The organism is Faecalicatena contorta, assembly GCF_001404335.1.
Lineage (GTDB): Bacteria > Bacillota > Clostridia > Lachnospirales > Lachnospiraceae > Faecalicatena > Faecalicatena contortus_B.
The window spans coordinates 1-2,380 of record NZ_CYZU01000114.1; the positions used below are offsets into that span (position 1 = coordinate 1).

The window sequence follows — 2,380 nt, forward strand, 5'->3', positions numbered from 1 at the left end:
GATCCTCCTTCAGTGCGGTACCTACATTGTACCATGAAATATTAGATTAGGAATTCTCATTTTGACTTGTACTATTTATATTCTAGCACCAGTGCTTCTTTATAAGTTTATCAATATCATAACATACATTTTTTTAACATTCTATATATTAAATCTCGTACATATCATAAATAAAAACGATCAGAATCCGTGCATAGTCTACACTTATAGCTCTGCACAGGCAATCATTGTCTGCACGGGCAGTTCTACGCCTAAACCTATACCCAATTATCCTCAACTTCCTTTTTCAATTTGCAGAACATTTCATAAAAATAATCTTTTGTCTGCGTGATGATTTCAAGAGCAACCCTTTTATTATAAGAGTGCGATACATTATTCCTTTCGTGCAGCGCCCGAATCCATAGTTCCTCGTCTTTAATCATCCCGGCTTTATATGCTGTTTTCAAAATTATCTTAGGTGAGCCGGTAGCTCCCTCCTCATAGCCGTGGGATTCCAATATATCTTTCATCATCTTCCATGACTGCTCAAAACAAATTTCATATAATCCCACCAAGCCTGTCAATATAACATTATCGAACGGTTCCTCATAATTATAAATTTCCTCCAGTTTTAACAGTGCACTGCAGAAATTATCATATTTTCTCATAAAGTATTTTCCCCTCCTTTTTAATTGAGTCTCTCAGTTCCTCTTGTATATCCTGTCTTAAATCAACAATATCAAATTCCAGCAGTGTCGATGTTTCTTCGTTTACATCCAATGCAAAGCGTTCAAAATCTCCCCCTTCCACTGCCAAATCAATATCGCTTATCCTTTTAAAATCACCGCGTGCTCGCGAGCCAAATAATATCACCTTGCTAATCTTATATTTTTCCGCCAGCGTCTTAATCTCTTCGATTACCTGGGGCCTAATTCCGGTTCTATCCATATTACTCCTCCTATACCCATTCTTTCGCTCGCTAGAGGAAATCAGATAAGCTGATTTCTAGCTCGCAATACATTTTAATTATACCATATTCCCCCTATACATTTGTAAAAAAGAAACCGCCAGTTATTTCTGACCGTTTCTCTTTTTCGACATTTATTTTTTAATATTTCACTATAATTAGGACTTCACCTCAAAACCCAGTTCTTTCAGCATCCGCATATCCTGCTCTATGGTTATCCCTGCTGTCGTCAGCATATCTCCTGTAATAGCCGCATTGGCGCCTGACTGAAAGCACCGTTTTCCTTTATCCGCCATCAATCCGCGGCCGCCAGCCAGCCGGATAAATGCATCCGGCACAAGAAACCGGAAAACTGCCGTTATCCTGCACATATCCTCAATCGTAAGCCGGGGATTCTTCTCATATGGGGTGCCTGGAATCGGGTTCAGCATATTAATCGGAATAGAACGCACCCCCAGATCCCTGACCGTTAAAGCCAGGTCAATCCGGTCTTCCATCGTCTCTCCAAGCCCCACAATTCCCCCGCTGCAGACACTAAGCCCGGCACGCTTAGCAGCCTTAACAGTCTCAATCTTTTCTTCATAAGAGTGTGTCGTACAGACCTCCGTGAAATAATTTCTGGAGGATTCCAAATTATTATGTACCCGGCAAGCACCTGCCTCTTTAATTTTCCGAAAAGCCATCTCATCCAGTAACCCAAAAGATACACAAACCGAGATATCCACATTCTCCCGAATTGCGCGGATACTTTTACACACAGCCTCCACTTCACCGTCATCCAGCCTTTTCCCTGACGTCACAATCGAATATCTCATAACGCCCCGCTCTGCATTGTACTTGGCCTGTTCCAGCAGCTGATCCGTCTTTAGAAGCGGGTAGCTCTCAACCTCTGTGGAATAAAATGCTGACTGTGCACAATACTTACAATCCTCCGAACACTTTCCATTTTTCCCATTAATAATGGTACAAAGATCAAAGCGTTTTCCACAAAACACCTCCCGGATCTCATCCGCAGCCTCACATAAAGGTTCCAGCGGCAGCTCCGCCAATTGCATAGCATCTTCCTTCAAAAGCAGATCGCCGGCAAGCACTCTTCTCTTCATCCTATCCAGTAAATTTCCCATCAATTTGTCTCCCTTTGTTACCATTTTTACTACTATATTATAGAATCCAGTTCCAATTGTCAACCTCTCCATATTACTAGTTTACATTCATCATCATAAATTCTATTAAATCGGGATTAAGTTGACAGGCTTCAGTCCTGTCGACGGATGGGGACGCTTCATGACAGGGAGGCCGGGAAGGCGCCGGGGCTGTATATGCCGTTGCGATATGCACCCATGTTGCTAAGTGATTCTAGAACACCCGATGCCGGATAGGCGGGTACACTGAACACATCACGGGAAATCTGATGATTTCCCGCGCTGGGTTCAG

At 42.5% G+C, this 2,380-nt stretch carries 3 protein-coding genes; all 3 read right to left on the reverse strand.

Annotation, left to right across the window (positions count from 1 at the left end; all coding sequences use genetic code 11):
- Nucleotides 1-257: 257 nt before the first annotated feature.
- The gene (locus ARB69_RS25440) at nucleotides 258-647 is read right to left on the reverse strand and encodes an HI0074 family nucleotidyltransferase substrate-binding subunit (protein ID WP_050640642.1); all 390 of its coding nucleotides are present in this window, start codon (nucleotides 645-647) and stop codon (nucleotides 258-260) included.
- Entirely contained in the window at nucleotides 634-927 is a 294-nt protein-coding gene (locus tag ARB69_RS25445) for a nucleotidyltransferase family protein (RefSeq protein ID WP_055155404.1), read from the reverse strand. The genes ARB69_RS25440 and ARB69_RS25445 overlap by 14 nt, the downstream gene beginning before the upstream one ends.
- A gap of 177 nt (nucleotides 928-1,104) precedes the next feature.
- Nucleotides 1,105-2,070: a biotin synthase BioB gene (gene bioB / locus ARB69_RS25450; RefSeq protein WP_055155405.1), complete on the reverse strand. Its 966-nt coding sequence runs from the start codon at nucleotides 2,068-2,070 to the stop codon at nucleotides 1,105-1,107.
- Nucleotides 2,071-2,380: the final 310 nt, after the last annotated feature.

Bases quoted from the DNA above. Each gene is read 5' to 3' on its own strand.
- ARB69_RS25440 (WP_050640642.1), bottom strand. From the start codon at position 647: ATGAGAAAATATGATAATTTCTGCAGTGCACTGTTAAAACTGGAGGAA.
- bioB (WP_055155405.1), bottom strand. From the start codon at position 2,070: ATGGGAAATTTACTGGATAGGATGAAGAGAAGAGTGCTTGCCGGCGAT.
- ARB69_RS25445 (WP_055155404.1), bottom strand. From the start codon at position 927: ATGGATAGAACCGGAATTAGGCCCCAGGTAATCGAAGAGATTAAGACG.